The 25,460-nt window shown below is 48.3% G+C and carries 23 protein-coding genes; 20 read left to right on the top strand and 3 right to left on the bottom strand.

The genetic code is table 11. The features are described 5' to 3' along the window. Window positions 1–67 precede the first annotated feature (67 nt). Window positions 68–208 (top strand): hypothetical protein, encoded by a 141-nt coding sequence (locus tag H9Q78_RS01560; protein ID WP_231062570.1) that lies wholly within the window; start codon window positions 68–70, stop codon window positions 206–208. 70 nt (window positions 209–278) lie between these two features. Here H9Q78_RS01560 and rpmB read toward each other — a convergent pair whose 3' ends face one another. After that, window positions 279–464 carry a 50S ribosomal protein L28 gene (rpmB, locus tag H9Q78_RS01555; protein WP_147596405.1) on the bottom strand — a complete coding sequence of 62 codons (186 nt, stop codon included), beginning with the start codon at window positions 462–464 and terminating at the stop codon, window positions 279–281. A gap of 225 nt (window positions 465–689) precedes the next feature. On the opposite strand from rpmB, the gene H9Q78_RS01550 reads away from it, so the two are divergent. From H9Q78_RS01550 to H9Q78_RS01525, 6 genes are all read left to right on the top strand, one after another. Further along, on the top strand, window positions 690–1,049 hold the full coding sequence (locus H9Q78_RS01550) for an Asp23/Gls24 family envelope stress response protein (protein WP_147596404.1): 360 nt from the start codon (window positions 690–692) through the stop codon (window positions 1,047–1,049). Between the two features lie 18 nt (window positions 1,050–1,067). After that, on the top strand, window positions 1,068–2,747 hold the full coding sequence (locus tag H9Q78_RS01545) for a DAK2 domain-containing protein (protein ID WP_249303209.1): 1,680 nt from the start codon (window positions 1,068–1,070) through the stop codon (window positions 2,745–2,747). A gap of 112 nt (window positions 2,748–2,859) precedes the next feature. Beyond that, window positions 2,860–4,920: an ATP-dependent DNA helicase RecG gene (recG, locus tag H9Q78_RS01540; protein ID WP_249303208.1), complete on the top strand. Its 2,061-nt coding sequence runs from the start codon at window positions 2,860–2,862 to the stop codon at window positions 4,918–4,920. A gap of 109 nt (window positions 4,921–5,029) precedes the next feature. After that, entirely contained in the window at window positions 5,030–7,963 is a 2,934-nt protein-coding gene (locus tag H9Q78_RS01535; protein ID WP_249303206.1) for a metallopeptidase domain-containing protein, read from the top strand. A gap of 23 nt (window positions 7,964–7,986) precedes the next feature. Continuing rightward, the gene (locus tag H9Q78_RS01530) at window positions 7,987–8,691 is read left to right on the top strand and encodes an ABC transporter ATP-binding protein (protein ID WP_249303204.1); all 705 of its coding nucleotides are present in this window, start codon (window positions 7,987–7,989) and stop codon (window positions 8,689–8,691) included. Then, on the top strand, window positions 8,685–9,479 hold the full coding sequence (locus H9Q78_RS01525; protein ID WP_249303202.1) for a hypothetical protein: 795 nt from the start codon (window positions 8,685–8,687) through the stop codon (window positions 9,477–9,479). The genes H9Q78_RS01530 and H9Q78_RS01525 overlap by 7 nt, the downstream gene beginning before the upstream one ends. Before the next feature lie 127 nt (window positions 9,480–9,606). On the opposite strand, the gene H9Q78_RS01520 is transcribed toward H9Q78_RS01525, so the two are convergent. Then, window positions 9,607–10,455 carry a PHP domain-containing protein gene (locus tag H9Q78_RS01520; RefSeq protein ID WP_249303200.1) on the bottom strand — a complete coding sequence of 283 codons (849 nt, stop codon included), beginning with the start codon at window positions 10,453–10,455 and terminating at the stop codon, window positions 9,607–9,609. 189 nt (window positions 10,456–10,644) lie between these two features. After that, window positions 10,645–10,833: a hypothetical protein gene (locus H9Q78_RS01515; protein WP_249303199.1), complete on the bottom strand. Its 189-nt coding sequence runs from the start codon at window positions 10,831–10,833 to the stop codon at window positions 10,645–10,647. 544 nt (window positions 10,834–11,377) lie between these two features. On the opposite strand from H9Q78_RS01515, the gene H9Q78_RS01510 reads away from it, so the two are divergent. The 13 genes from H9Q78_RS01510 to H9Q78_RS01450 all read left to right on the top strand — a co-directional run bounded on the left by H9Q78_RS01510 (window position 11,378) and on the right by H9Q78_RS01450 (window position 25,428). Next, window positions 11,378–11,878 carry an SEC-C metal-binding domain-containing protein gene (locus H9Q78_RS01510; protein ID WP_249303197.1) on the top strand — a complete coding sequence of 167 codons (501 nt, stop codon included), beginning with the start codon at window positions 11,378–11,380 and terminating at the stop codon, window positions 11,876–11,878. A 183-nt stretch (window positions 11,879–12,061) separates the two neighbouring features. After that, the gene (locus H9Q78_RS01505) at window positions 12,062–12,487 is read left to right on the top strand and encodes a cobalt transporter (RefSeq protein WP_249303196.1); all 426 of its coding nucleotides are present in this window, start codon (window positions 12,062–12,064) and stop codon (window positions 12,485–12,487) included. Between the two features lie 13 nt (window positions 12,488–12,500). Then, entirely contained in the window at window positions 12,501–12,695 is a 195-nt protein-coding gene (locus H9Q78_RS01500) for a CooT family nickel-binding protein (protein ID WP_249303194.1), read from the top strand. Between the two features lie 140 nt (window positions 12,696–12,835). Continuing rightward, the gene (locus H9Q78_RS01495) at window positions 12,836–13,756 is read left to right on the top strand and encodes a methylenetetrahydrofolate reductase (RefSeq protein WP_249303192.1); all 921 of its coding nucleotides are present in this window, start codon (window positions 12,836–12,838) and stop codon (window positions 13,754–13,756) included. 35 nt (window positions 13,757–13,791) lie between these two features. Continuing rightward, window positions 13,792–14,568 (top strand): ATP-binding protein, encoded by a 777-nt coding sequence (locus H9Q78_RS01490; protein WP_249303185.1) that lies wholly within the window; start codon window positions 13,792–13,794, stop codon window positions 14,566–14,568. 53 nt (window positions 14,569–14,621) lie between these two features. Further along, on the top strand, window positions 14,622–16,514 hold the full coding sequence (gene cooS / locus H9Q78_RS01485; protein ID WP_249303183.1) for an anaerobic carbon-monoxide dehydrogenase catalytic subunit: 1,893 nt from the start codon (window positions 14,622–14,624) through the stop codon (window positions 16,512–16,514). Window positions 16,515–16,554: 40 nt separating this feature from the next. After that, window positions 16,555–17,328 carry an ATP-binding protein gene (locus tag H9Q78_RS01480; RefSeq protein WP_249303181.1) on the top strand — a complete coding sequence of 258 codons (774 nt, stop codon included), beginning with the start codon at window positions 16,555–16,557 and terminating at the stop codon, window positions 17,326–17,328. An 11-nt stretch (window positions 17,329–17,339) separates the two neighbouring features. Next, on the top strand, window positions 17,340–19,469 hold the full coding sequence (gene acsB, locus H9Q78_RS01475) for an acetyl-CoA decarbonylase/synthase complex subunit alpha/beta (RefSeq protein WP_249303179.1): 2,130 nt from the start codon (window positions 17,340–17,342) through the stop codon (window positions 19,467–19,469). Between the two features lie 183 nt (window positions 19,470–19,652). Continuing rightward, complete coding sequence (gene acsD, locus H9Q78_RS01470) at window positions 19,653–20,594, top strand: acetyl-CoA decarbonylase/synthase complex subunit delta (protein ID WP_249303177.1); 942 nt, start codon at window positions 19,653–19,655, stop codon at window positions 20,592–20,594. 24 nt (window positions 20,595–20,618) lie between these two features. Continuing rightward, a complete protein-coding gene (acsC, locus tag H9Q78_RS01465) occupies window positions 20,619–21,965 on the top strand; it encodes an acetyl-CoA decarbonylase/synthase complex subunit gamma (protein ID WP_249303175.1) in 1,347 nt (448 codons plus the stop codon). 76 nt (window positions 21,966–22,041) lie between these two features. Further along, on the top strand, window positions 22,042–22,827 hold the full coding sequence (acsE, locus tag H9Q78_RS01460; protein WP_249303174.1) for a carbon monoxide dehydrogenase/acetyl-CoA synthase methytransferase subunit: 786 nt from the start codon (window positions 22,042–22,044) through the stop codon (window positions 22,825–22,827). Between the two features lie 22 nt (window positions 22,828–22,849). Next, the gene (gene acsV / locus H9Q78_RS01455; protein WP_249303172.1) at window positions 22,850–24,784 is read left to right on the top strand and encodes a corrinoid activation/regeneration protein AcsV; all 1,935 of its coding nucleotides are present in this window, start codon (window positions 22,850–22,852) and stop codon (window positions 24,782–24,784) included. Next, window positions 24,781–25,428: a DUF3786 domain-containing protein gene (locus H9Q78_RS01450; RefSeq protein ID WP_249303169.1), complete on the top strand. Its 648-nt coding sequence runs from the start codon at window positions 24,781–24,783 to the stop codon at window positions 25,426–25,428. The genes acsV and H9Q78_RS01450 overlap by 4 nt, the downstream gene beginning before the upstream one ends. Window positions 25,429–25,460: the final 32 nt, after the last annotated feature.

Raw genomic sequence — 25,460 nt, 5'->3', positions numbered from 1 at the left:
TGCATATCATGCCTGTCTCCTGCATAGGATGATAGCAGATAGAAAAAGCTGCGGCAGGGGGGAGGATATGAAAAGACTGATTGGCCTCTGCCTATTCTGGATGGGAATCGGCATGTTGCTTTATCTGATTTTGCCTAATAATTTCTTCAGCATCTGCCTGATGGCGGGATCCATTGCCGGAGGGTATTATCTGTTCTGCGGCTGCTGAGGCCGCAAAGAAAAAGAATAAAATTTAAAAGGACAATCCCGCAGGATTGTCCTTTTTTAATACTTTCAAATTAAGCTCTTTCTACCAGGCCGGATTTTAAACAAGATGTACATACGTACATTTTCCTTGTGCCGCCGTTTACCTTGACTTTTACGGACTTTACGTTGGATCTCCACATCTTGTTGGATTTTCTATTGGAATGACTCACCTTATTTCCGAAGTGAGCGCCTTTCTCACAGATTGCACATTTCGCCATGATAGCACCTCCTTATACAGATTTGGCCGGCTTCCGTCCATGCCAGACCCATAACATTAAACATAATATCAGATATCAGGGAAAAAAGCAAGCAAATTCACTTTAAAATTTTAAAAAATTTATATTTCATTTTTGCCAGGAAAAGGGTATAATACTTTAAGATAGGTGCAGTGTGGTGATTTACATGTTTCTGTACTGCATGAGGAAAATAATGGAGGTCAGCTTATGAAATGTCGGATCAATAACATGATGGGCGAAATCTTGATTGATACAGATGTCATTGCAAAATACGCGGGCAGCGTGGCGGTGGAGTGCTTCGGTATCGTTGGCATGGCGGCGGTCAGTATGAAAGACGGCCTGGTAAAGCTCCTGAGAAAGGACAGCCTGACCCATGGAATTAACGTGGAGGTAATGGAAAACAAGCTTCATCTGAGTTTCCATGTGATTGTATCTTATGGTGTATCTATTTCAGCCGTGGCGGACAATCTCATAGAAAATGTGAAATACAAAGTTGAGAAGTTCACGGGCATAGAAGTCGAGAAGGTCAATATCTTCGTAGAGGGCGTCCGGGTAATAGACTGTTAATCAAGGAGGAACACTGTCGTGGCTGTAAATGCAATTGATGCGGCTCTTTTGAAAACCATGTTTCTGGCAGGAGCACAGGGTCTGGAGAGCAAAAAAGAATGGATAAATGAACTGAACGTATTTCCCGTTCCAGACGGAGATACGGGGACTAATATGACTCTTACGATTATGTCTGCGGCGAGAGAAGTACAGGCAATCGAAACGCCGACCATGGAAAACCTGGCCAAGGCGATTTCTTCCGGTTCTTTAAGAGGGGCGAGGGGGAATTCGGGTGTTATCCTGTCCCAGCTTTTCAGAGGGCTGACGAAGGAGATAAAGACGGTCGATATCATCACGGCCCAGGTGCTGGCCAGGGCGTTCCAGAGAGCTACAGAGACCGCTTATAAAGCGGTGATGAAGCCCAAGGAGGGCACAATCCTGACAGTGGCGAAGGGAATTGCGGACAAAGCCATGGAGCTGGCCGATGAAACGGAGGATATGGAAGTCTTTTTGAGAGAGATCATCGAGCATGGGGACTTAGTACTCAGCCAGACTCCGGAGATGCTTCCCGTATTAAAACAGGCGGGTGTCGTGGATTCCGGCGGACAGGGTCTGATGCAGGTCATGAAGGGTGCGTTTGACGGATTCCTGGGAAAAGAGATTTCTTTGGACGCGGGAGAGCCTTCTGTTTCTTCAGGCGCAGCAAAGCCTGCCGTGGATGATTTTGAAATTAAATACGGTTATTGTACGGAGTTTATCGTCAATCTGGAAAAGGAGTATGATGAGAATACAGAGATGGAATTCAAAGGGTTTTTAGAATCCATTGGAGATTCTATCGTGCTGGTTTCTGACGACGATTTGGTAAAGGTACACGTACATACCAATGACCCTGGACTGGCTATCCAGAGGGCGCTTATGTACGGATCCCTTTCTAAAATGAAGATTGACAATATGAGAGAAGAGCATCAGGAGAAGCTGATCAAGGATGCTGCAAAGCTGGCGGAGGAGCAGAAAGCCCTGGAAGAAGCGAAGCTGGCGGAAAAGAAGCAGGAGCCGAGAAAAGCGGTGGGATTTATTGCAGTTTCTATCGGAGAGGGCCTCAATGAGATATTCAGGGGCCTGAATGTGGATTATCTGATCGAAGGCGGACAGACGATGAATCCCAGCACGGAGGATATGCTGAATGCCATTGATCATGTGAACGCCGATACGGTCTATATCTTCCCCAACAATAAGAACATCATTCTGGCGGCGGAACAGGCCATGCATCTTTCAGAGGACAAGAAAATAGTCGTGATTCCGTCCAAAACGGTGCCGCAGGGCATCACAGCGATCATCAATTATATCCCGGAGCTTTCCGTTGAGGAAAATAAGGCGGCGATGATAGAAGAGATGTCCAGGGTCAAGACCGGACAGGTGACTTATGCGGTGAGGGATACTTTCCTGGATGGTTTTGAAATTAAAGAAGGCGACATCATGGGCATCGGCGACAAAGCGATCCTTGCTGAGGGAAAAGATATCGCGGAAACCTCTCTTGCGCTTTTGGATGCCATGCTGGATGAAGACTCGGAGCTTGTGAGCATATATTATGGAGCGGATGTGGAGCCGGAGGCGGCAGACGCATTCCGGGCAAGAGCTGAAGAACGGCATCCCGATGTGGATATTGAGCTGCATTTCGGCGGCCAGCCGATTTATTATTATGTAATCTCCGTTGAGTGATCTGCATGGAGCAGGACATCAAATTTTTTAGAGAAAGAAGAGGATTGCCGTGGGGCGGCAATCCTTTTTTATACAATGGGAAAGTCTTATGGATGCTTTGGAGGAAGACAAAATGAAGCTTACGGATTCGGTGACAGCCATAAAAGGAGTCGGAGAAAAAACCGCCAGGCTCATGGAAAAACTGGGAATACGAAACATTGAAGATCTGATTCATGCCTATCCCAGGGATTATGACCGTTATGAACCCGCCGTAGCTGTCGGAGATATCTCCGTTCCCGGAATCTGCGCGGTGGATGCCACAGTTGCCAGACGTCCGGAAGTGAAGACAGCGTCCAGGACCAAGGTGACTGCTGCTGTCCTGCAGGATGGCAGCGGGTCCTTAAAAGCTGTCTGGTTCAATATGCCTTATCTGGCCAATGCTCTTAAGCCAGGCGGACGCTATATCTTCCGCGGCAGAGTGGTGAGGAATCAATATGGCCTGTGTATGGAGCAGGCGGCTGTCCTGGGATATGACGAATATGAAAAACTTTTGCACACCAGACAGCCGGTTTACAATCTCACCGCAGGGCTTACCAATAAAGCCATGATGAAAGCAGTATACCAGGCTTTAGAAGCGCTTCCGGTACAAAAGGATTATCTGCCTGACTGGATAAGGAAGAAGGAAGAGCTGGCAGAATATAATTTTGCCCTGAGGACGATACATTTCCCGAAGGACGAACAAGAGCTTCTGTTTGCAAGGAAACGGCTTGTTTTTGATGAATTCTTTCTGTTCATTCTTGCTCTCAGACTTTTGCGGGGGAGCAGTGAACGAAAAGAGAACGGATTCCCGGTCAATACTGTAAAAGAGGCAGAAAGGCTGGAAAAGGAACTTCCATACGCGCTCACCGGCGGACAGAAGGAAACGCTGCGGGATATCTTCCGGGATATGAAAGGAAAGAGCCTGATGAGCCGTCTGGTACAAGGAGACGTGGGCTCCGGCAAGACCATAGTGGCAGTCCTTGCGCTGCTTGCCGTAGTGGAGAACGGCTACCAGGGAGCCATGATGGCGCCGACGGAGGTGTTGGCGAAACAGCATTATGAATCGATCACCGCGCTTTTTTCAGCTCATGGCATTGAAAAAAACATTGTACTGCTGACTGGTTCCATGTCTGCCCGGGAAAAACGGGGGATATATGAAAAGATCGCTTCCCATGAAGCGGATATCATCGTAGGAACCCATGCCCTGATACAGGAAAAAGTGGTATATGACAGCCTTGGCCTGGTGATCACAGATGAACAGCACCGGTTCGGCGTCCGCCAGCGGAAATTATTTTCTGAAAAAGGAGGCGAGCCTCACGTTCTTGTCATGAGCGCTACGCCGATTCCCAGAACTTTGGCGATCATTCTATATGGAGATCTGGATATTTCCGTTATAGACGAGCTGCCGGCGCGGAGGCTTCCCATAAAAAATTGTGTCGTCGGAGTCTCATACAGGAAAAAAGCCTATCAGTTCATAGAGGGAGAAGTAAAGAAAGGGCATCAGGCCTATGTCATTTGTCCGATGGTTGAGGAAAGCGAACAGATGGACGGAGAAAATGTCATAGATTATGCCAGAAAGCTCCGAGGCATTTTCCCCCCATTCATCAAGGTGGAATACCTCCATGGCAGGATGAGCGGCGCCGAAAAAGAGGAGATCATGGAAGCCTTTGCGGAAAACCGGATCCATGTATTGGTGTCCACCACCGTGATCGAGGTGGGAATCGACGTGCCGAACGCTACGGTGATGCTGGTGGAAAACGCGGAACGGTTTGGACTGGCCCAGCTCCACCAGCTCAGAGGACGCGTGGGGCGCGGAAGTTTTCAGTCCTACTGCATTTTTGTAAACGGCTCAGAGGATGAGGAGAAAAACAAGCGCCTGGAGATTCTTAATAAGTCCAACGACGGATTTTATATTGCCTCCGAGGATCTGAAGATGAGAGGGCCCGGCGATATCTTCGGAATCCGTCAAAGCGGCCTGATGGAATTTTCTATTGGAGATGTCTTTACAGACGCGGATATTCTCAAAGAGACGGCGGAAGCGGCAGAGACTGTCCTTTCAGAAGATCCGGACCTTTCCTCGGAGAAACACCGGGTGCTCCGCCAGAAGATCGATCTTTTGCTTGCACGGAGGGCAGATAGCGCTCTGGCTTTATAAAGGAATATCTGCGAAGGATTCTTAAGATTGAAAAAGAAGAATATACAGCCGTATGAAAGAATGATATAATGAGTTGGTAATAAGACAATGGTAAAGGGGAGGTCCGGATATGAAAAAAAAGTTTCGAGGGACAATTTGTGCGGCGGCAGTGCTGTTTCTTGGGATTATATTATCTGTTCTGGTGCCGGTCGAGTCCAGCGGACAGAAAAACGGCAAGGACGAAAGCTTTGCTAATGTTGTGGTTTTTGTCCGGTTTGCCGACAGTCCTACGGAGAATTTTCTGGAGGATAAAGACAGCCTGACGGATATGTATGGATATGGGACAAGAACAGAAAGGGCGCGGAAATTTTTTCAGGATACTACCTATGCAGCTTCCCTGCCTTCCTATCTGGAGGCTGTTTCCTATGGCCAGTTTCATGTGAAAAGCTTCTTTCCTCAGGATAACGGCACGAAGATCATACCGTATACACTGTCAAAAGGATTTTCAGAATACCAAAATAACAGCGCCCTGGGAGAATATGAAATTATTGCAGAGCTGTTAGAGAGCGGAACTTTGTCCATGGATTCCAGTGTGAATCTGGATTATAACGGAGACGGGTGCGTGGATAATCTGACGGTTGTTATGGATACTACAGGCCGGACCATTTCGGACAGAGACGGCTTTGCCTATCCTCACAAGGCGAATTTTGACGGCTCCCAGACCCTGAACGGCAGCTACATAGGAGCTTATAATGTGCTGAACGTGAGTACGGCTTTTGATGATGCCGGGACGATCTGCCATGAATTTCTTCACTCTATTGGATATCCGGATCTATATGTGGGAGACGATGCGAATACGGACCGGCCGGTCGGAGGATGGGATATCATGGCTTCCAGCATGGTGCCTCTCCGATTTCCGCTCGCTTATATGCGCTCGGCAGTTTCTGGATGGCTGACGGTTGATACCCTCAAAGACAGCGGAAGAGTCACCCTTGCCCCTGCCACGAGCCCTAACGGCAGTCAGGCTTACATTCTTAAAACTGACCAGTCAGAGCTGGAATTCTTTGTGGTAGAATACCGGGTAAAAGGAAATCCGATCGATGCGTCTTATGATCTGCGTGTTCCTGGCACGGGGCTCATTGTGTATCGTATCAACACACGGGTAGAACGGCTGAGCAATATTACCGGTGAGTATGGCGTATACGTTCATCGGTATGATGATGGAAGCTTCAGTCAGGTGCAGTTAAATAATCTGGAGCATTCTGTGTTCGCAGATGGTAGTACGATTGGAAACGGTGATATGACCAAGGGCGCATCGGAAGGTGCGATCGTTTATTCCGACGGCAGCAATTCAGGCATTACCATCGACGGTATTGTGACCAATGAAGATGGAACCGTTTCCTTTGATGTTCATTATGGGGACACAGAATCTCTGGATTTATGGAAAAAGGATGCGGCTTCCATTCCGGAATGCAGCAGCACCATGATGGATATGGTTCAGGCATCCGACGGAACCATTTATATGTTGCATAAATCGGGCAATGCCTATCAAGTATCTTTTTTAAAAAATGGGACATGGGAACAGATCGGCAACGTTTTAAAAGATGGGAATGAGCCCTGCATCACTTTGTATGAGGGACGTCCCGTCGTATCTCTTATGGACCCTGCCTACAAAAAACAGTCTGTGTTTTTGTACCAGGACGGGAATTGGAAGGAAGTGTCTTTGCCTGCAGCGGATTTTTGGAATAAAGCCAGCATAGTGGGAACGGATTTTGGCCTTTTTTCTGTAGTGACGGGGAGTGACAATGCGCTTTCTGTATATCGTTATCGAGCGGATACGGGGATTTTAGAAGTATATATGAAAAATCTCATTCCCTCTTCTGAATATCCTGTTCAAGTACATTTGACGCCGGGAGAAGGAGCATTCTATCTGGGATATCGGGCATTTGGGGACGGGGAGCTTTTGAAGTCTGTCAAGGTAAGCAAAGACGGAACGGTTTTAAAAAGCAGTTCGGGATTTGCCTGTGAGGATTTGACCATGGCCAGGTCAGATAATGGTTATCTTTACGTCCTGGCCCGCCAGAAAGGAAAAGCAGAGGCGGCTTTGTTCCAGTACGACGATTCTTCCTGGAAGGGGCTGGATTCTTTCCCAATAGGAAAATCCACTGCGGATATGTCACTTTTGATTCGGGGCGGTGTGCCTTATGCTGCTGTGAGAAGCGATGGACAGAGCGGGACCGATGGGAAAACAGCTGTGTTTTACAGATCGTCCGATGGCGTGTGGAGTCAGTTGGGATATTATGCAGGCAATGAAGCGCCTGAGTTTGCGTTTCTGTACTCAGACGAAGAGTATATAAAACTTGTATTCTCTTATGGGAGCGGTAATGGCGGCAGCTTGGCGGAACATAAGTACCACAGTTTGGCTCCGAATGGAGGAAAGGTGGAGGAAAGTACGTCCCAGCCGTCCAGCAGTGAATCCAGTGCGGATGATACTAAACTGTATTGTTCGGGGATTTATCTGATGGAAGACGATGGAATCACGATTACGGCCGGTGCTGTAACAGAGTCCAATGCAGAACATGTTATGTACCGGTGGGAAATAACAGATGAACGGACAAAGCAAATTGTATACATTCAGGATTGGATTGAGTTTCCATTTATAAATTGGAAGCCTGAAAATACTGGATCATACCGTTTACATGTAGAGGTGATGGCTGATAATAAAAATGTCAGTTCAGAATTACTCTATAATTTTAGTTCCGTGAGAATTTCCGGGATATGCCAGATGCCAAATCCGTATGGGAATGGCTTTATGATTGGAGTGGAGACAAATGTTAATCCAAATAGTAATTTGAGATACGAGCTTATGATTTTGGATTGTACTCTTTTGGCTCAAGGCAAGCCGGCATGGATATGGTCTACAGGACAGACATCTATTGCGTCGGGAAAAACGTTATGGGCAATCTGGAATCCGAAGTATGGATATTATTGGACCTATTTTCGTGTGTATAACCGTGATGGTATTTTGCTCGATGACAAATGCTTTGGGTTCCAAAACATATAGTTTTAATAAAGGAGATGATAAAAGTGGCTTCTATACTAGAATGCAGAAATTTGGAAAAGTCTTATGACGGCGGAAGGACAAAGGCCTTAAAAGGGGTGAGCTTATCTCTGGGCAAAGGAAGGATCATTGGCCTTCTGGGTCCGAACGGAAGCGGAAAGACGACATTTATCAAGCTGATCAATGGACTGCTGACCCCGGAAAAAGGCGAGCTTTATATCGGCGGTTACCCGGTGGGAGAGGAAACAAAACGTATCATATCGTATTTGCCGGAGGTGACATACCTGAATAAATCCATGAGGATTCATCAGATCATCGATTATTTTCGTGATTTCTATGATGATTTTGATACTACGAGGGCTTATGAAATGCTGAAAAGACTGAACATCGATCCGCAGGACAGGATGAAGACCATGTCGAAAGGGACCAAGGAAAAGGTCCAGCTTATCATGGTCATGAGCAGAAATGCCAGCCTGTATGTGCTTGATGAGCCGATCGGCGGAGTGGATCCGGCTGCCAGGGACTATATTCTGAGTACCATCGTATCCAATTATAATCCGGAAGCGACGATTCTGATATCCACCCATCTGATCGCAGATGTGGAACAGATTCTCGATGATGTGATATTTTTAAAGGATGGAAATGTGGTGATGGCCGCCCAGGCTGAGAATCTGAGAAAAACGAAGGGCTGTTCCATTGATGCCACGTTCCGGGAGGTGTTCAGATGTTAGGCAAATTGTTAAAATATGATTATAAATCCAATCTTTATTATTTTCTGCTCATGTATGCGGTTTTTATCGGTATCACATTCTTGGCGCGTGTTTCCATTGCCATGGTGGATATTGATTACCCGGCCTTTGACAATGACGTTCTTTCTATGATGACCGTAATGGGATCTGTCGTCATGTATTTCATTGGCTGCGGCGCTCTGATGGTGCTGACGTATCTTATGATCGCCATGCGCTTTTACAAAAATCTGATGGGAAATGAGGGATATCTTTCCTTTACTCTGCCGGTGTCCTATCATTCCCATCTGATCTCAAAAATCATCAGCGGTGTGACTCTGCTGATAGTCAGCTTTGTGATACTGGCTTTGTCCGGAGTGATTCTGACTGCGGGAACCGAAATGTGGGGATATCCCATGGCAAGTTTTGCAGAGAGGCTGTTTGAGGCAGTTAAACTCTATAATCCTTTTGTAGCGATCTTGTATGTCCTGAACGGGCTGGTTTCTGTCGTTCAGATGGTATTGGTGATATATTTTTCCATCTGTGTCGGCCAGCTTGTATCAAAACACAGAGTGCTGGCGGCCATCGGCATTTATATAGGAACGAATATCGTGCTGGGGATGATCTCAGCGCTCGGCAGTACGATTTTTATCAGTATTCTTGACGGTTCTTACGGTTCTACCTTGTATTTCACTGTGACGAATCTTGCCTCTATATTGTTTAAGGCCGCAGTTGCAGTGGGAGGATACATTGGTTCTTACTGCATTTTAAAGTATAGGCTGAATCTGGAATGAGAAGTCTGTGTTAAATAAAGAGAGCGTTCAATTCGTGCCAGGTACCCCTTTACCGGACAAAACCAGTATGGAGGATACCTGTCATTCGTTGGACGCTTTAATTATTTAAAACAATATGAGACAACATTCAGGAGACAAGATTTAAAAAACAGGAGTACGGAACGTGCAGGTTCCCTTTCCCCGTACCTAGGGAGATGGAAGGCTTGGCGGTGCCGTGAAAGTCGGAACCGCCGGTAAGAAAAAGACCGTGTTTTTTAGCGATTCTGGCAATTGATGCTTCGTCAGATGGAGCATATCCGGAGTAATAGCCCTCTATCCCACGTAGACCGAGAGCTTTCAGATGGCCGGTGAAAGAATCCAACTGCATTTCACACATATGACATAAGATTGGGTGAGCGAATACCGGTATTCCGCCGTAGGACAGGAGAAATGAAATGGCTTCTTCCGGAGCTATTGGTTTTCTAGGAACATAATAGGGGCAGCCTTTTCCGATCAATTTGGAAAAAGCAGTATCTTTGTCTGCAATCTGCCCTTTTTCAGCCAGATATACGGCTATGTTGGCTCTGGTGAGGACGGCCTCCTTAAAATACCGGTGTAGGGCTTCCATGGATATATCAAATCCTCCATTTTGAAGCTTCTCCACGATTTTTTGATTCCGGATTTCCCGGTCTGCCTGCCATTGCGCCAGCTGTTCCTGAAACCCAGAAGCCTGCCAATCCATCCCGTATCCCAGGATATGAACGCTTTTTCCCTGCCAGGTGCAGGACAGCTCGATTCCCGGGAGTGCCTGGATGCCCAGGCGGTCACAGGCTTCCAGAAGCTCAGGTATTCCTGCGGCGGTATCATGGTCGGTCAGGGAGATGGCGGCCAGCTCTTTTTCCTTTGCAAGGGCAGCCAGCTCATTCGGAGTAAAGGAGCCGTCGGAATAAGTAGAATGGATATGAAGATCTATAGATAAGTCTGCATTTAAGTTCATGGAAGAAGATCCTTTCCTGATGATATGTGAAAACTTGGCCTATTGTGTATGATACAAAATACTTTTTGGAATCGTTTTTCGTTAGCTCCAATCAGGCTCCAGGCTGACACCGGCAGAAGTTCCGGACCGTCACGATTTCGGTTCGCTGGCGATGCAGGGACCGCTTTATCCCCGCTTCAGGAGTACCGCTTACATGTCGGCAGGAAATCTGGATGATTTCCTGTCTCCGGTTCGCTCAGAAACGGAATCGGTATTTTTCGTTTCTGCCTCCCTCCGCCTGGGGAACACCGGCCGCTGCCCTGCGGCGCTCACCTTTAGGCCGGCCCGGAATCCTTCTGCCGGTATTCTTTCTGCCGCACTTTTTCGAATGACTACCACTTCATGATTCCAGAAAAGGATCGGATATCCACACGGCCCGCGCGCCTTATGGCTGCGGGCTGCGGTGGGCCGCCCCAATAGCTTTCAAGGCAATCGGAAAATACTTTGGTGCGGGAGGAGGAGCAGGAGGAACGATCCGATTCCATCGTAAGGCGAGCGCCGCAAAGGCGTTAGCAGGATCTTCCCGGCCGCAGGGAGGTAAAAACCGAATTTCATGCAGGTTTTTATTGGAATCTGACAAGGAAAAATATCGATTTATCCATGTCAGTTGGAAAGGACCGACTGGAGGCCGTAAAGATCCTGGTTACGGCTGCCAGCGAGCCGCCTGGATGGAATCGGATTTCCTCCTGCTTTTAAAGCAAACAAAGAAAGCTTGTCTGAAAGGTGTTCAAGGGTATAGTATATCACACTTGCTTTTTTGCGGCAACATTGCTGGAAAGGAGAGACAGAATCCTGAATTTGCTATTGCCATAACCTGTCCGTGTCGGGTATAATGGACACTAGAGAAGTATTATTTTTAATCAATAGAAGGATGGTACAGGGAATGACACTTTTAGAACAATGGAGAAAAATGGCTTATGAGAGCCAGATGAGTGAACAGCAGAACAATTATTTCTGGGGGAATTATTTTAACCTGGAAAAAGGAATTTACGAGAAACTTCTTTCCGCGCCGGAGGAAGCAGTGACCGGCACGGTAAAAGAACTGGCGGAGAAATATGAAGTGGATCTGATGACCATGGTTGGTTTTCTGGACGGCATCAACGACAGCCTGAAAAAAAGCAATCCCATAGACAGCATGGAAGAGGATACCCCCGTCAGCCTGGAATTTGATAAGGAACTTTTGTATAAGAACATGGTCGGAGCAAAAGCAGACTGGCTTTACGGACTCCCTCAGTGGAATGATATTTTCACGGAAGAGCGGCAGAAGGAGCTCTATAAGGAGCAGAAATCTTCCACGACCGTTGTAAAAGGAAAAAAAGTGGGGAGAAATGATCCCTGTCCCTGCGGAAGCGGAAAAAAATACAAATACTGCTGTGGAAGATAATGACAGACACCATATGTCGGGATGGGCATATTTTGTATTTTTTTGTGAACATTGTCAAAATAACCCCAAAAAAAAGGAAATAGCCTTGATTAATATTACCAGACAAGGTATAATGACTAAGAATAATTAAAAATTTAACACAATGTTTTTTTGGAAAATCAAGTATAGAAAGGAGATTGTGGAATGCACGTAATTACGGATGAAAACGGAAATGTCGTCCACAGCCATCATGCGCATCCCCACACCCATTTGATTGAACACACCCATGAACATGTTCATGAGGAAGGCCATGAAAATGAGCATGATCATGAACACGGCGGAAACCACTCTCACAGCCATGACGGCGAAGAGTGCGGCCATGCTCACAGCCACGGATGTGCCGGCGCCTGTGACAGCTGTGCGGAGGCAGAGGATGAGACTCTGGCGCTTGTGAGCTATATGCTTCAGCATAACAAGCATCATGCGATGGAATTGGATGAAATGGCGAAAAGGCTTCGTTCCATGGGAAAAGGAGAAGCGGCAGACCAGATCGAAAAGGGTGTTTCTGAATTCCAGAGCGGCAATGTACGCTTGGAAGTGGCACTTTCCTTACTGAAAGCAGATAAGTAGGAGGTGAAGGAAAATGTGTCTGGCAGCAGTTTATGGCAAACGGCCGGAAGAGGATGAGACGCTCCTTCTTAAGAACGTCAGCAAGATCCTTATTGATGGAGATTTGATTACCATGTATGACATCATCGGCAAGGAAATGAAAATAAAGGGAGCTTTGACAGAGGTTGACCTGGCGGGCAGCATTGTAAAGGTCCGCTGCACCGACTGAAGTCTTTAGAGTGAATGGAATACTGCCTCGGATAAAGTATCAGGAGGCAGTATTTACTGAGTTTAAGAAGGTTACATAATCACTCACATAATTAATAATGGGTTCAAAACAAAATGAAATATACTTAGGAGGTATGTATTATGAAACAGTTAACCGCGATCATGAAGGAGAGGACAGCTTTTTCCTTCGAACTTTTTCCGCCGAAGACCGACAAAGGCATGGAGAACCTTCCGGGGACCATTGAGCATCTTTGCGAATTCAAACCGGACTATATTTCCGTGACCTATGGCGCCGGCGGAACAAATGTTGGAAAGAACATGGATGTCTGCGGGATGATCCAGAAAGCCGGAACAACGCCGGTGACTCATTTTACCTGCATCGGCAATACCCGTGAAGGCATCAAAGAACAGCTGCAGGATTACCTGGACCACGGCGTTAATAACATGCTGGCGCTCCGCGGCGACCTTCCTTTTGGTTGGACCGGAACAGGCGGGGATTTCGCTTATGCTACGGACCTGGTAGCTTTTGTACGGAAGGAATTCGGCGATAAGATCGAGATTGCTGTCGCAGGTTCTCCGGAGGGACATATTTCCTGCCGCAGCCTGGAAGCCGATATCGCTGTTCTGAAACAGAAACAGGATAATGGCGCTGACTATATCATGACTCAGCTCTGCTGGGATATGGAACAGTTCAAGCGCTGGCTGGATGCGATCCGCAAAGCCGGCATCACCATGCCTGTAGATGTAGGTATCATGCCGATCCTGGATATGGCTGCTACCATCAATATGGCACTTTCCCGCAACGCCTGTGTGATGGACCGCAAGCTTTGCGAGATTATTTCAAAGAACTGGATTTTCCCGAATCCGTTTGATAAAGAGCCTTTCGATGCCGCGGTTGATGAAAAGAAAGCTGCCTTCAAGGAGGCCGGTATTGAATATACCATCAAACAGATGGATGAATACCGTGCATGCGGCGTTGACGGCATCCATATGTATGCTCTTAACAAATGGAAGGATGTATCGGAGATCATCAACCGGTCAGGGCTGCGTACGATCGTTTGATCACATAAACATGAGACATGAAGGAGGGCACTGAAATGGCCTATACGATTGCAGTAGCAGGCAAGGGCGGCGTTGGCAAGACAACTCTTTGCGGTCTGCTGATTCAATATTTGTGCGAAAAGGAAAAAGGGCCGATCCTGGCCGTGGATGCGGATGCCAATTCCAACCTGAACGAGGTTCTCGGCGTGGAAGTGGAATCGACTCTGGGGGATATCCGGGAGGAGATAGCCCGGGCGGAAATGATGGATCCCAGTCCGATTCCGGCAGGCATGTCAAAGCAGGATTATGCGGCGTTCCGGTTCAATTCCGCGCTGGTTGAAGAAGACGACTATGATTTGCTGGTGATGGGGAGAACCCAGGGCTCAGGCTGCTACTGCTACGTGAATGGCCTTTTGACGGCCCAAGTCGCCAGACTCTCCAGCCAATATGAATATATTGTCGTGGACAATGAGGCCGGTATGGAACATATCAGCCGGGGGATTCTTCCCCATGTGGATGCAGTGATTCTGGTAAGTGACTGTTCCAGGAGAGGAATCCAGGCAGTTGGCAGGATTGCGGAGCTGGTGAAGGAATGCAAATTGAATCCCGGAGCAATGGGGCTTATCGTGAACAGGGCGCCTGAAGGCAGCCTGAACGAAGGTATCCGGGAGGAGATTGGTAATCAGGGACTGAATCTGATCGGCGTAGTTCCCCACAGTGAAGCAGTATATGAGTTTGACTGTGAGGGGAGGCCGACGGCAGTGAACCTGCCCCAGGATTCCCCGGTGAGAAAGGCCTTGATTGAAGCAGTGGAAAAGCTGTTACATTCTTAAATGGATTGAATGGCCCGCCTGATCAGGCGGGCTGAAACTGAAGGAGGTTAATAATGGGAGACTTTAAGTTAACAAGCGTTGATGAATTTGAGGCGGCTACAGCCAGACTCCTGGAAACAGGTGCAAAAGTTGGCGCTGATTCCTGGCAGCTGAGGGTGAAGAACCAGTCGCCTCACTGTAAATTTGGTGAGACCGGTGTCTGCTGCCGTATCTGTGCCATGGGACCCTGCCGTATCACACCAAAAGCGCCCAGGGGCATCTGCGGATGTGACGTACACGGCATCGTAGGACGTAACTACCTGAAATTCACCGCTGGCGGAGCGGCTACTCACTCGGATCACGGACGTGAGATCTGCCATACTTTGTATCTGTCCGCGGAAGACGGAAATTACAAAGTAAAAGACCCCGAGAAGCTGAAAAGGATTGCAAAAGAGTGGGGTGTGGAAACAGAAGGGAAAGATATTTACGATCTGGCTCATGAGATGGCCGAGCTGGCTCTGCTGGAATATGGCAAACCCTTCGGTACACAGAGATGGCTGAAGAGGGCTCCTCAGACCACCCAGGATATCTGGGATAGAGAAGGGATCGCTCCCCGGGCGATCGACCGTGAGGTTTCCACTTCCTTACATATGACTCATATGGGATGTTCTTCCAAGCCGGAAGCTCTGATCCGCCAGTCTCTGCGGGCAGGACTTGCAGACGGATGGGGCGGATCCATGTGCGGCACGGAATTTTCGGATGTTCTGTTCGGCACTCCTAAGCCCATCGATACAGAGGCAAACTTAGGTGTTATGAACGCAGAAAATGTAAATATCATCGTACACGGCCATGATCCGAGCCTGTCCGAGATGATCTGCGAGTATGCCGATGATCCCGAAATGATCGCATATGCAAAATCTTTCGGTGCAAAGGGCATTACCGTGTCCGGCGTCTGCTGTACCTCCAATGAAGTAGCGATGCGCCGCGGGATTCCCATGGCTGGAAACTTCCTGCAGCAGGAAAACGTAGTTCTGACCGGAGCATGCGAAGCAATTGTCGTTGATGTTCAGTGTATTTTCCCGGCACTCGGGCCGCTGAGCAAATGCTTCCATACAAAATTCATCACTACCTCTCCGATCGCTCAGATGCCTGACTCTGAGTTCATCGAGTTCCATGCAGAGAACGCGGGAGAAAATGCCAAGGCGATCGTTAAGCTGGCCTGTGAGAATTTTGTAAACAGAAACAAAGATTTGGTATACATTCCCGATATGAAGCAGAAAGCTACTGTCGGTTATTCTGTAGAAGCAATCGTAAAGGTTCTGGACGGCGTCACAAACTCTCAGGTGGATGAGACCGGTACTACCAAGCCTCTCATTGAGTGCATCACTTCCGGCGTAATCCGCGGTGCGGTTGCGATGGTAGGCTGCAATAACCCTAAAATCCGTCCTGACCATGCTCATATCGAGCTGATGAAGAAGCTGATAGCAAACGATATCGTAGTCATCGCTTCCGGCTGCGCCGCGCAGGCTGCTGCGAAAGCAGGACTTATGGATAAGCAGTCAAAAGATCTTTGCGGCGCCGGCTTAAAGAGAGTGTGTGAGCTGGCAGATATCCCTCCCGTGCTTCATATGGGCTCTTGTGTGGATATCAGCCGTATGATGATCCTGGCTGCGACTTTGGCTAAGGATTCCGGACTTAAGATCTCTCAGCTGCCGGTAGTGGGCTGTGCTCCTGAGTGGATGTCAGAAAAGGCCGTTTCAATCGGTAACTATGTTGTGGCTACTGGTATTGATACCTTCTTAGGCGTTGACCCTTATGTATCTGGATCTTCTGAGGTTGCCGAGCTTTTGACAAATGGCGTCAGAGAGTGGGTTGAAGCAGCTTATACGGTAGAAAAAGATATTGATAAGCTGGTTGATTCCATGATTGATAGAATTGAAGAAAAGAGAGCTGCGATCGGTATCTGATGCAAGGCTTTCGATGATAAAAACTAGAGGTGAATAAGACATGAAAATTGCTGTGACAGGAAAGGGCGGCGTAGGAAAGACTACGTTCGCGGCTACTCTGGCAAGGCTTTATGCTGAGGAAGGGAAGAATGTACTGGCCGCAGATGTGGATCCGGATGCGAATCTGGGATTGGCGCTCGGCTTTTCCGATGAAGAATTGGACCGTATCGTTCCCATAACCAAGATGCGAAAGCTCATCCAGGAAAGAACCGGCGCCGATGAGACGAATAAGTTTTTTCGGATAAATCCAAAGGTGGATGATATCCCTGCACTGTACGCAAAAAGCTGCAACGGCGTTAAGCTGCTGGTATTGGGCACTGTGGAGACAGGCGGCAGCGGCTGTGTATGCCCGGAGCATGTGATGTTAAAACGAATCATCAACCATCTGGTCCTCAGAAGCGACGATGTGGTGATCCTGGATATGGAAGCCGGCCTGGAGCATCTGGGCAGGGGAACAACAGAAGGGATGGACCAGTTCGTCGTAGTGATCGAGCCAGGTGCCAGGAGCGTACAGACCTATCGGAATGTTAAGCGCCTGGCTGACGACCTGGGCGTGAAGCAGGTGAAGGTCGTGGCCAATAAGGTCCGCGGGACGGAAGATGAAGAGTTTATAAAGAGCAAGATTCCTGCCGAAGACCTCTTGGGCTTCATCCACTATAATTCTGAGGTGATCGACGCTGACAGACAGGGGAAATCTCCATATGATTTCAGTCCTGCCGTTAAGGCGGAGATTCAGAAGATCAAAGAAAAAATTGATGAAGAGGCAAATTGTTAGGAGGTAGAACAGTGACACTATTTGATAGAGTATTTAATGGTTCGGATGCAGTGTATGGCCTCACAGAAGGCGCGATCAACGCTGCGATCGAGAAACACGGCGCGGATAAGGAAGTATCCTTCCCCAATACCGCATACAGCTTACCCTGCTATTACGGTGTGACAGGCACAAAAGTCACCAATCTGGGGGAATTAAAGGATGCTTTGGGTGTGGCTAAGAGCCTTATGACCCGTGAGAAGAGACTGAATGATGCGTTTATGTCCGGCGTTGCTACCGCATTATGCGCAGAATTTATTGAAGTACTGAAATATATTGACGGAGCGGAGCCCTACAGCGAACCTTGCTATGGCCATCTGGCCGATGCCATTATCCGTGAGCTGGGCGTGCCGCTGGTAACCGGCGATATCCCCGGGGTGGCAGTTATCCTTGGAAAAGCGCCTACGGCCGATGATGCAGCTGCTCTTGTAAAGAGTTATCAGGCACAGGGTATTCTGGTGACGTTGGTAGGCGATGTGATCGACCAGTGTGCGGAGAAGGGTGTAAACATGGGCGCAGGTGTCCGTGTGATTCCGCTTGGCAAGGATGTGACGGCTGTGATCCATGTGGTATCCGTTGCCATCCGTGCGGCCCTTATCTTCGGCAATGTGGCTCCTGGAGATGCAGGTGCCCTTATGAAGTATACCTTTGAGCGTGTACCGGCATTTGTCAATGCCTTCGCTCCTCTTGATGATGTCGTGGTCGCCTGCGGCGCCGGCGCGATCGCCCTCGGCTTCCCGGTCATCACCAATGAAACGGAAAATATTTTCAGAGTGCCGAAGAGTCTGATCGTTCAGGAAGACGTATCCAAGTTCAATGCAACCTCCCTGGAAGCACGCGATATCAAGATTAAGATCACGAATATTGATATTCCCGTGGCATTTGCATCTGCATTTGAGGGTGAGATCATCCGCAGAAAGAACATGCAGGTTGAGTTTGACGGTTCCAGAGTGGACTGCTTTGAGCTGGTCCAGACAAAAGACGCTTCTGAGATCGAAGATCATAAGATTGAAGTGATCGGGCCTGATTTTGACGAATTTGAGTTCGGAAGCAAGCACAGCATCGCTTATATTGTAGAAGTTGCGGGCAAGAGCATGCAGTCCGACTTTGAGTCCGTATTCGAGCGTAAATTCCATAGCTATATCAACTGTATCGAAGGTGTGATGCATACCGGACAGCGTGACATGATCCGTGTGCGTATCAGCGATACGGCGTTCCAGGCAGGCTTCCGTGCAAAGCATATCGGCGAGGTGCTGTATGCAAAGATTAAGAATGACTTTGACGCGGTCGTTGACAAATGCCAGGTGAAGATTTACACAGATGCGGATAAGGTTACTGAGCTTCGTCATAATCTGGCGATTCCCGCGTTTGATAAACGTGATGACAGACTGAAGTCCCTGACCGATGAATCGGTTGACGTATATTACAGCTGTATCCTCTGCCAGGCATTCTCTCCGAGCCATGTATGTGTGGTAACTCCGGAGCGTCTTGGTCTCTGCGGAGCCGTTTCATGGCTGGATGCTAAGGCTACCAACGAGCTGGAGCCCAATGGCCCCTGCCAGGTCATCACGAAAGAACGTCCCATCGATGAGAGAATCGGTGAATATGAGGATGTGAATGAAGCCGTCCGCAAGTTCTCTCAGGGCGCGCTGGAAGACGTATCCCTGTATTCTATCATGGAGAAGCCTATGACCTCCTGCGGATGCTTCGAGTGTATCTGCGGTATCGAGCCTTTCTCCAATGGCGTTATCATCGCAAACCGTGAGTACGCGGGTATGACTCCTCTTGGAATGACCTTCCCCGAGCTGGCCTCCATGACAGGCGGCGGTGTTCAGACTCCCGGTTTCATGGGCCATGGCAAGCATTTTATTGCTTCCAAGAAATTCATGAAGGCAGAGGGCGGAATCGAGAGAATCGTATGGATGCCTAAGGATTTGAAGGAGCAGGTGGCGGACAGACTGAACGCGACTGCGAAAGAACTGTACGGAATCGATAACTTTACCGATATGGTCGGTGATGAGACGATAGCAGAAGATCCCGAAACCTTGCTTGAATTCCTGACAGAGAAAAACCATCCGGCTCTAGCAATGGAACCTATGATGTAAGATTTTCAAAGTAAAGTATCAAGTGTTTTTACCTAACTGACAGCAGCGGTTCAGGAGCGCCCTGATAGGGAGGGCGGCTCCTGCTTCCTGCTGATAGAGGCTTGTCCTATCGAAGCATGAGAGAAGGACAGGCTGCAATATCAATATAAAGTGTACAATTAATTTCAAGGAGGCGAGTAGGAAATGCCGTTCACAAAAAAAGCACAGAAATTTAACGCTGCCATTCAGACAGTAGAAATTGGAACAGGCGACAACAAAATCACACTCGGAGGTGAAAATGTATTTCCTTTTTATACATTTGACGCTCCCATTGAAAACGCACCTAAGATTGGTATCGAAGTATCCGATATGGGGTTGGAAAATGAACCTGCCTGTATGAAGGAATTTTATGCCGGATGCGAGACCGTCGTCGACATTGCAAAGAAAGCCGCCACTGTAGAAGGAGCAGATTTCGTCTGCCTGAGACTGGAAGGCGGAGATCCCAATGGTGTGAATAAGTCCACAGAAGAACTGGTAGAACTGGTAAAACAGGTCGCAGATGCCGTAGACAAGCCGCTCGTGGTGGAAGGCTCCAAAAATGTGGAGAAAGATGCAGAGCTCTTGGCAAAGGTGGCGGAGGCGACACAGGGCAAGAATGTCCTTCTGCTGGCTGCAAGAGAAGAGAATTACAAGAACGTAGGTGCTGCCGCGGGTCTGGCTTATGACCAGGTCGTCGGCGCAGAATCGGCCGTAGATATCAACCTCGCAAAACAGCTTAACGTATTGCTGACACAGCTTGGCGTAAAGCCTGAGCGTATCTGCATGAACGTAGGCGCCGCCGCTGCCGGCTATGGCTTTGAATATGTGGTTTCAACCATGGACCGTGTAAAGGCTGCAGCTTTGGCTCAGGGTGACGCTATGCTTCAGATGCCCATCGTGACTCCGGTAGGAGATGAAGTATGGAATGTTAAAGAAGCAGCCGCTTCGGAAGAGGATGTTCCGGAGTGGGGTCCCGCTGAAGACAGAGGTATTGATATGGAGGTTGAAACTGCTGCCGCTTGTCTGGCATCCGGCTCCAATGCAGTTATTTTAAAACATCCTGTATCTATTGCAACAATTTCCAAGATGATTAAAGAATTGATTTAAGGAAGAACAGGAGGAAAAATAACAATGGCACTTAAAGGTCTTGATATTTTCAAATTAACACCCAAAAAAAACTGTAAGGAGTGCGGCTGCCCTACCTGTATGGCGTTTTCCATGAAGGTGGCCAGCGGCGCCATGAAAATCGAACAGTGTCCTCATATGAGCGAGGATGCGATCGCATCCTTGTCCGAGGCGACAGCGCCGCCCATGAAGACGATCAAAGTCGGAGCTGGAGATGCAGAGCAGACATTGGGCGGTGAGACCGTTCTGTACAGACACGAAAAAACATATGTGAGCAAGACAAGATATGCCGTATCCGTATGCAGCTGCATGGAGGACGCAAAGATCGATGAGATCCTGGCTGCCATTCCTGCCGTTGACTATGTGCGTATCGGTGAGAGGATGTATGTGGAATTTGTGTCCATAAGCTATGGCGAATCCGCCGGTGTCGACAAGTATGTGGAGGTTGTGAAAAAAGCCGCCGCTCTTGGAAGGACTTTGATCCTGAATGTGAAGGATGAGGCTGCCGCAAAGGCTGCTTTAGATGCCTGCAAGGACGCAAAGCCCATCCTCAACGGCGCGGATGCTTCCAACTTTGAGGCTATGAGCAAGCTGGCTTCAGAAGCCGGCGTTGTACTCGGAGTGACCGGAAGCAGCATCGATGAGCTTTACGATACTGTAGCTAAAATTGAGAAGCTTGGAAACAAGAACCTGGTTTTGGATGTCGGAACAAGCTCCATCAAGGATGCGTTTGCAACTGCAGTACAGATGAGAAGGGCTGCTCTGAAGGATCAGGACAGAACCTTTGGCTATCCTTCGTTGGTGAATGTAGGCGTATTGGCTTCCGGTGATTCTCATCTGCAGGCAGCATTGGCTTCCCTGTTCACACTGAAGTATGGTTCTATCATCGTTATGGAAGGCATGAGCTATGCACAGGCTCTGCCTCTGTACGGTTTGAGACAAAATGTATTTACAGATCCTCAGAAGCCTATGAAGGTGGAGCCAGGCGTTTATCCGATCAATGGCGGAGATGAGAACTCTATCTGCCTGACGACAGTTGACTTTGCGCTGACCTATTTCGTGGTATCCGGTGAGCTGGAGCGTTCCGGCGTTCCCTGTAACCTGCTGATCAGTGATGCAGGCGGGCTTTCCGTACTTACTGCCTGGGCCGCAGGCAAGCTGTCCTCCACCTCCATTGCGAAATTCATTCAGGAAGAGGGAATCGAGGACAAAATCAAGAACAGGACCCTGGTACTGCCCGGTAAGGTTGCCGTATTGAAGGGCGATGTCGAAGCCAAGCTTCCCGGCTGGGATGTGATTGTTGGGCCCACTGAGGCTGTACAATTGGTAAAATTCCTGAAAGACATGCAATAATGAAATCTTTGGCGTGTTCATCTGCTCTGCGTTTGGCATCAGATGAACACAAAAACAAGAAAAGGAGAACAAGACAATGGCAAAATTCGTTACAATTGGTGAAAGACTTTCTACCACTGCTCCTGCAGTAAACAAAGCGTTCTTGGAGAGAGATCCTGAGCCCATTTTAAAGAGGGCAAAAGAGCAGCTTATTGCTGGCGCTACATATTTAGATGTGAATATCGGACCGGCAGAATCATACGGTGTTGAACTGATGAAATGGGCGGTAGAGCTTCTCCAGAGTGAGTTTGATAATGTGCCGCTTGCCTTGGATACATCAAATAAAGCAGCGATTGAAGCTGGTATTTCCGTATACAACCGTTCCAAAGGGAAACCTATCGTGAACTCTGCAGATGCTGCCGGAAGGATTGAGAATATTGATCTGGCTGCCGCAAACGATGCGATTGTAATCGCACTTTGCAATGGCGAAGGAATTGCAAAAGACAATGATGAGCGAATGGGATATTGCCAGATGCTTCTGGAAAGAGGTATGTCTTTAGGAATGGAAGCGGAAGATATGTGGTTTGATCCGTTATTCCTGGTAGTGAAAGGAATGCAGGATAAGCAGATGGACGTATTAGAGGCAATTAAGATGTTCAGCGACATGGGCCTCAATACCACAGGCGGCCTGTCCAACAATTCCAACGGTATGCCGAAGCATATCCGGCCGATCATGGATGCCACACTGGTAGCCATGGCTATGATGCAGGGCCTGACCTCCGCCATCGTGAACCCTTGTGATTTACGGCTGATGGAGACGATCAAATCCTGTGACGTATTTAAAAACAATACTTTATATGCGGATTCTTATCTTGAGATTTAACAGGCATTTAAGGTGAGACATCATGTTTAAAGTGACATTTAAGTTTGAGAGCGGCGAAGATATTATTGTCTTCGCTGCTTCCGGTGAAAACCTTCTTGAGGTAGCGAGAAAAACAAATGTAGCTATCGATGCGCCCTGTTCCGGCAATGCCGCGTGTGGAAAATGCCGGGTGAAACTGATGGGCGGCCAGTTGGAGTCCCCGAAGACGCGCCATATTTCCGATGAGGAATATGCAGACGGATGGAGGCTGGCCTGTGTCAGCAAAGTGATCGCAGATGTGGAAGTCCTGGTTCCGGACATTGCTTCGGCTTATAAGAGCCGGATGAAAGCGGCTGATCTAAGCTCTGATGAAGAGCTTAGAATATTTGAAGAAGTCAAAAACCGCATGGAAGAATCGGGGATAGCTTTAAAAAACAGCCTGGAAGTCGTACAGGTGGAAATGGATGTTCCAAGCCTGGATGATACCATGCCTGATGTGGAACGCTTGGAACGGGCGGTGGCGGCAGCCACAGGCACTTCTAAGGTGAGAGTTCCCTATTCAGTGCTCCGGACACTGCCGGATAAGCTGCGGGAAGCAGATTTCCGGGTACAGTGCGTCGTCAGACGGACGCCAAAGGATGTGTTTGTCTATGATGTATACAGCATGGATGCAAACGTCAGGGCGGGAGGTCTGGTGGTGGATATCGGCACGACTACGGTGTCTGCACTGATTATCAATATGCTGAACGGGGAAATACTGGCAAAGGCGACAGCCGGAAACGGCCAGATTCGTTTTGGAGCCGATGTCATCAACCGTATTATAGAATCCAGGAAAGAAGGCGGCCAGAAGAAGCTTCAGGATGCCGTTATTAAGGAGACGATCAATCCGCTGATCCATACGATGTGCGAATTCTGCGGGCTGGAGCCTGAGCAGATTTACCGGATGTGCGTAGCTGCAAATACTACGATGAATCATTTATTCGCGGGTATTAACGCGGACCCTCTCCGTATGGAGCCCTATATTCCCGCATTCTTTAAATCCAATGCCTTTTTTGCAAATGACCTGGACATTGACATTAATCCGGACGCCCATATCATCATAGCGCCGAATACAGGAAGCTATGTGGGCGGAGATATTACAGCCGGAACACTGGTCAGCCAGATTTGGAACAGACCGGAGTTCTCTATCTTTATTGATTTGGGAACTAATGGAGAAATTGTATTTGGCAATTCAGATTTTCTCATGAGCTGCGCCTGCTCGGCCGGCCCTGCTTTCGAAGGCGGAGATATCAGCTGCGGCATGCGTGCCACGGACGGCGCGATCGAAGCTTGTACCATAGATCCGGAAAGTATGGAACCTTCCTTTTCCATCATAGGCGAGAAGGGACAGAAGGCGGTGGGTATCTGCGGATCCGGTATCATCGACGTGATCAGTGAGCTGTTCCGCTGCAATATGATAAGTCCCAAAGGGAAATTTATCCGCGAGGGAACGCGTATCCGCCACGATAAGTACGGAATGGGCAGTTATGTCCTGGCTTTTAAAGAAGATGCGGATTCTGTCAAGGATGTGGAGATCACAGAAGTGGATATTGATAATTTTATCCGTGCGAAGGGCGCGATTTTTTCCGCGATCCTGACCATGCTCTCTTCTCTGGACTTTGATATTTCCATGGTGGACGACGTATATGTGGCCGGAGGAATCGGAAGCGGCATCAACATGAAGAATGCCGTGGGAATTGGTATGTTCCCGGATATCCCTCTGGATAAATTCCACTATATCGGAAATTCTTCCTTAGCCGGGGCTTATGCGATGCTGCTATCCGGTGAAGCAGAACGGAAGGTCTATGAGCTGGCTCAGAATATGACTTACATGGAATTGTCAACGACTCCCGGATATATGGATGAATTCGTAGCGGCATGCTTTATTCCGCATACGGATACGTCTTTGTTCCCGTCTGTGACACAGGTGAATCTATGAATATTCCTTACGAGAAAAATCAGAAGGACAGGGTTCCTTTTGAGATGTACAAGAAGATGTTTGCCGAAGCAGATGCTGCGTTCCTGTCCTCCGTGAGCGGTGTTCCTTATGAAGAGGAGACCGGATTATTCATGGTGACGCTGATGGATAAAAGGTATTCTGTCCATCATCCGGATTTCGTTGTGGAGTGTTTGGACGAGGATGGTACTTATGCGCCTTTGCTGACGGATATCGAGACAAAGATCCTGATCATCCGGTATCTTCTGGAGAGCAGAAAAGCAGCGTTTAAAGGCGGGTTTTATGCTTATGCCGATATGCCCTGGGGGAACCATTATAATCAGGTCTTTCAGGGAAGGTGTGTGAAGCGCCTGGCGTTTACCTTCGGGTTTCAGATGGACAAATTCTGCAGGGTTATGGAATCTGTGGGAGGAAAGAAGATTCCGGTTGGAGACGCAGGCTATGAGTTTGCATTTCTGGATGATTTGAGATTACAGTTTGTTTTGTGGGAGGGTGACGAGGAATTTCCCCCGTCTGCTCAGATTTTATTCTCCGATAATTTTTCTTCCGCTTTTCAGGCGGAGGATATGGCGGCAGTTGGAGATATCTCCATCGGTACGCTGAAAACTTTAGCCAAAAGCATATAAAGCCGGGAACGTGTCCGGCAGCAATGGTTATA

This window comes from Qiania dongpingensis (genome assembly GCF_014337195.1).
Taxonomy (GTDB): Bacteria; Bacillota; Clostridia; order Lachnospirales; family Lachnospiraceae; genus Lientehia; species Lientehia dongpingensis.
The sequence above is the reverse complement of the archived record's forward strand: the minus strand, read 5'-3'. Positions and strand labels throughout refer to the sequence as shown.

Bases quoted from the DNA above. Each gene is read 5' to 3' on its own strand.
- H9Q78_RS01560 (WP_231062570.1), top strand. From the start codon at position 68: ATGAAAAGACTGATTGGCCTCTGCCTATTCTGGATGGGAATCGGCATG.
- rpmB (WP_147596405.1), bottom strand. From the start codon at position 464: ATGGCGAAATGTGCAATCTGTGAGAAAGGCGCTCACTTCGGAAATAAG.
- H9Q78_RS01550 (WP_147596404.1), top strand. From the start codon at position 690: ATGAAATGTCGGATCAATAACATGATGGGCGAAATCTTGATTGATACA.
- recG (WP_249303208.1), top strand. From the start codon at position 2,860: ATGAAGCTTACGGATTCGGTGACAGCCATAAAAGGAGTCGGAGAAAAA.
- H9Q78_RS01535 (WP_249303206.1), top strand. From the start codon at position 5,030: ATGAAAAAAAAGTTTCGAGGGACAATTTGTGCGGCGGCAGTGCTGTTT.
- H9Q78_RS01525 (WP_249303202.1), top strand. From the start codon at position 8,685: ATGTTAGGCAAATTGTTAAAATATGATTATAAATCCAATCTTTATTAT.
- H9Q78_RS01520 (WP_249303200.1), bottom strand. From the start codon at position 10,455: ATGAACTTAAATGCAGACTTATCTATAGATCTTCATATCCATTCTACT.
- H9Q78_RS01510 (WP_249303197.1), top strand. From the start codon at position 11,378: ATGACACTTTTAGAACAATGGAGAAAAATGGCTTATGAGAGCCAGATG.
- H9Q78_RS01505 (WP_249303196.1), top strand. From the start codon at position 12,062: ATGCACGTAATTACGGATGAAAACGGAAATGTCGTCCACAGCCATCAT.
- H9Q78_RS01500 (WP_249303194.1), top strand. From the start codon at position 12,501: ATGTGTCTGGCAGCAGTTTATGGCAAACGGCCGGAAGAGGATGAGACG.
- H9Q78_RS01495 (WP_249303192.1), top strand. From the start codon at position 12,836: ATGAAACAGTTAACCGCGATCATGAAGGAGAGGACAGCTTTTTCCTTC.
- H9Q78_RS01490 (WP_249303185.1), top strand. From the start codon at position 13,792: ATGGCCTATACGATTGCAGTAGCAGGCAAGGGCGGCGTTGGCAAGACA.
- cooS (WP_249303183.1), top strand. From the start codon at position 14,622: ATGGGAGACTTTAAGTTAACAAGCGTTGATGAATTTGAGGCGGCTACA.
- H9Q78_RS01480 (WP_249303181.1), top strand. From the start codon at position 16,555: ATGAAAATTGCTGTGACAGGAAAGGGCGGCGTAGGAAAGACTACGTTC.
- acsD (WP_249303177.1), top strand. From the start codon at position 19,653: ATGCCGTTCACAAAAAAAGCACAGAAATTTAACGCTGCCATTCAGACA.
- acsC (WP_249303175.1), top strand. From the start codon at position 20,619: ATGGCACTTAAAGGTCTTGATATTTTCAAATTAACACCCAAAAAAAAC.
- acsE (WP_249303174.1), top strand. From the start codon at position 22,042: ATGGCAAAATTCGTTACAATTGGTGAAAGACTTTCTACCACTGCTCCT.
- acsV (WP_249303172.1), top strand. From the start codon at position 22,850: ATGTTTAAAGTGACATTTAAGTTTGAGAGCGGCGAAGATATTATTGTC.
- H9Q78_RS01450 (WP_249303169.1), top strand. From the start codon at position 24,781: ATGAATATTCCTTACGAGAAAAATCAGAAGGACAGGGTTCCTTTTGAG.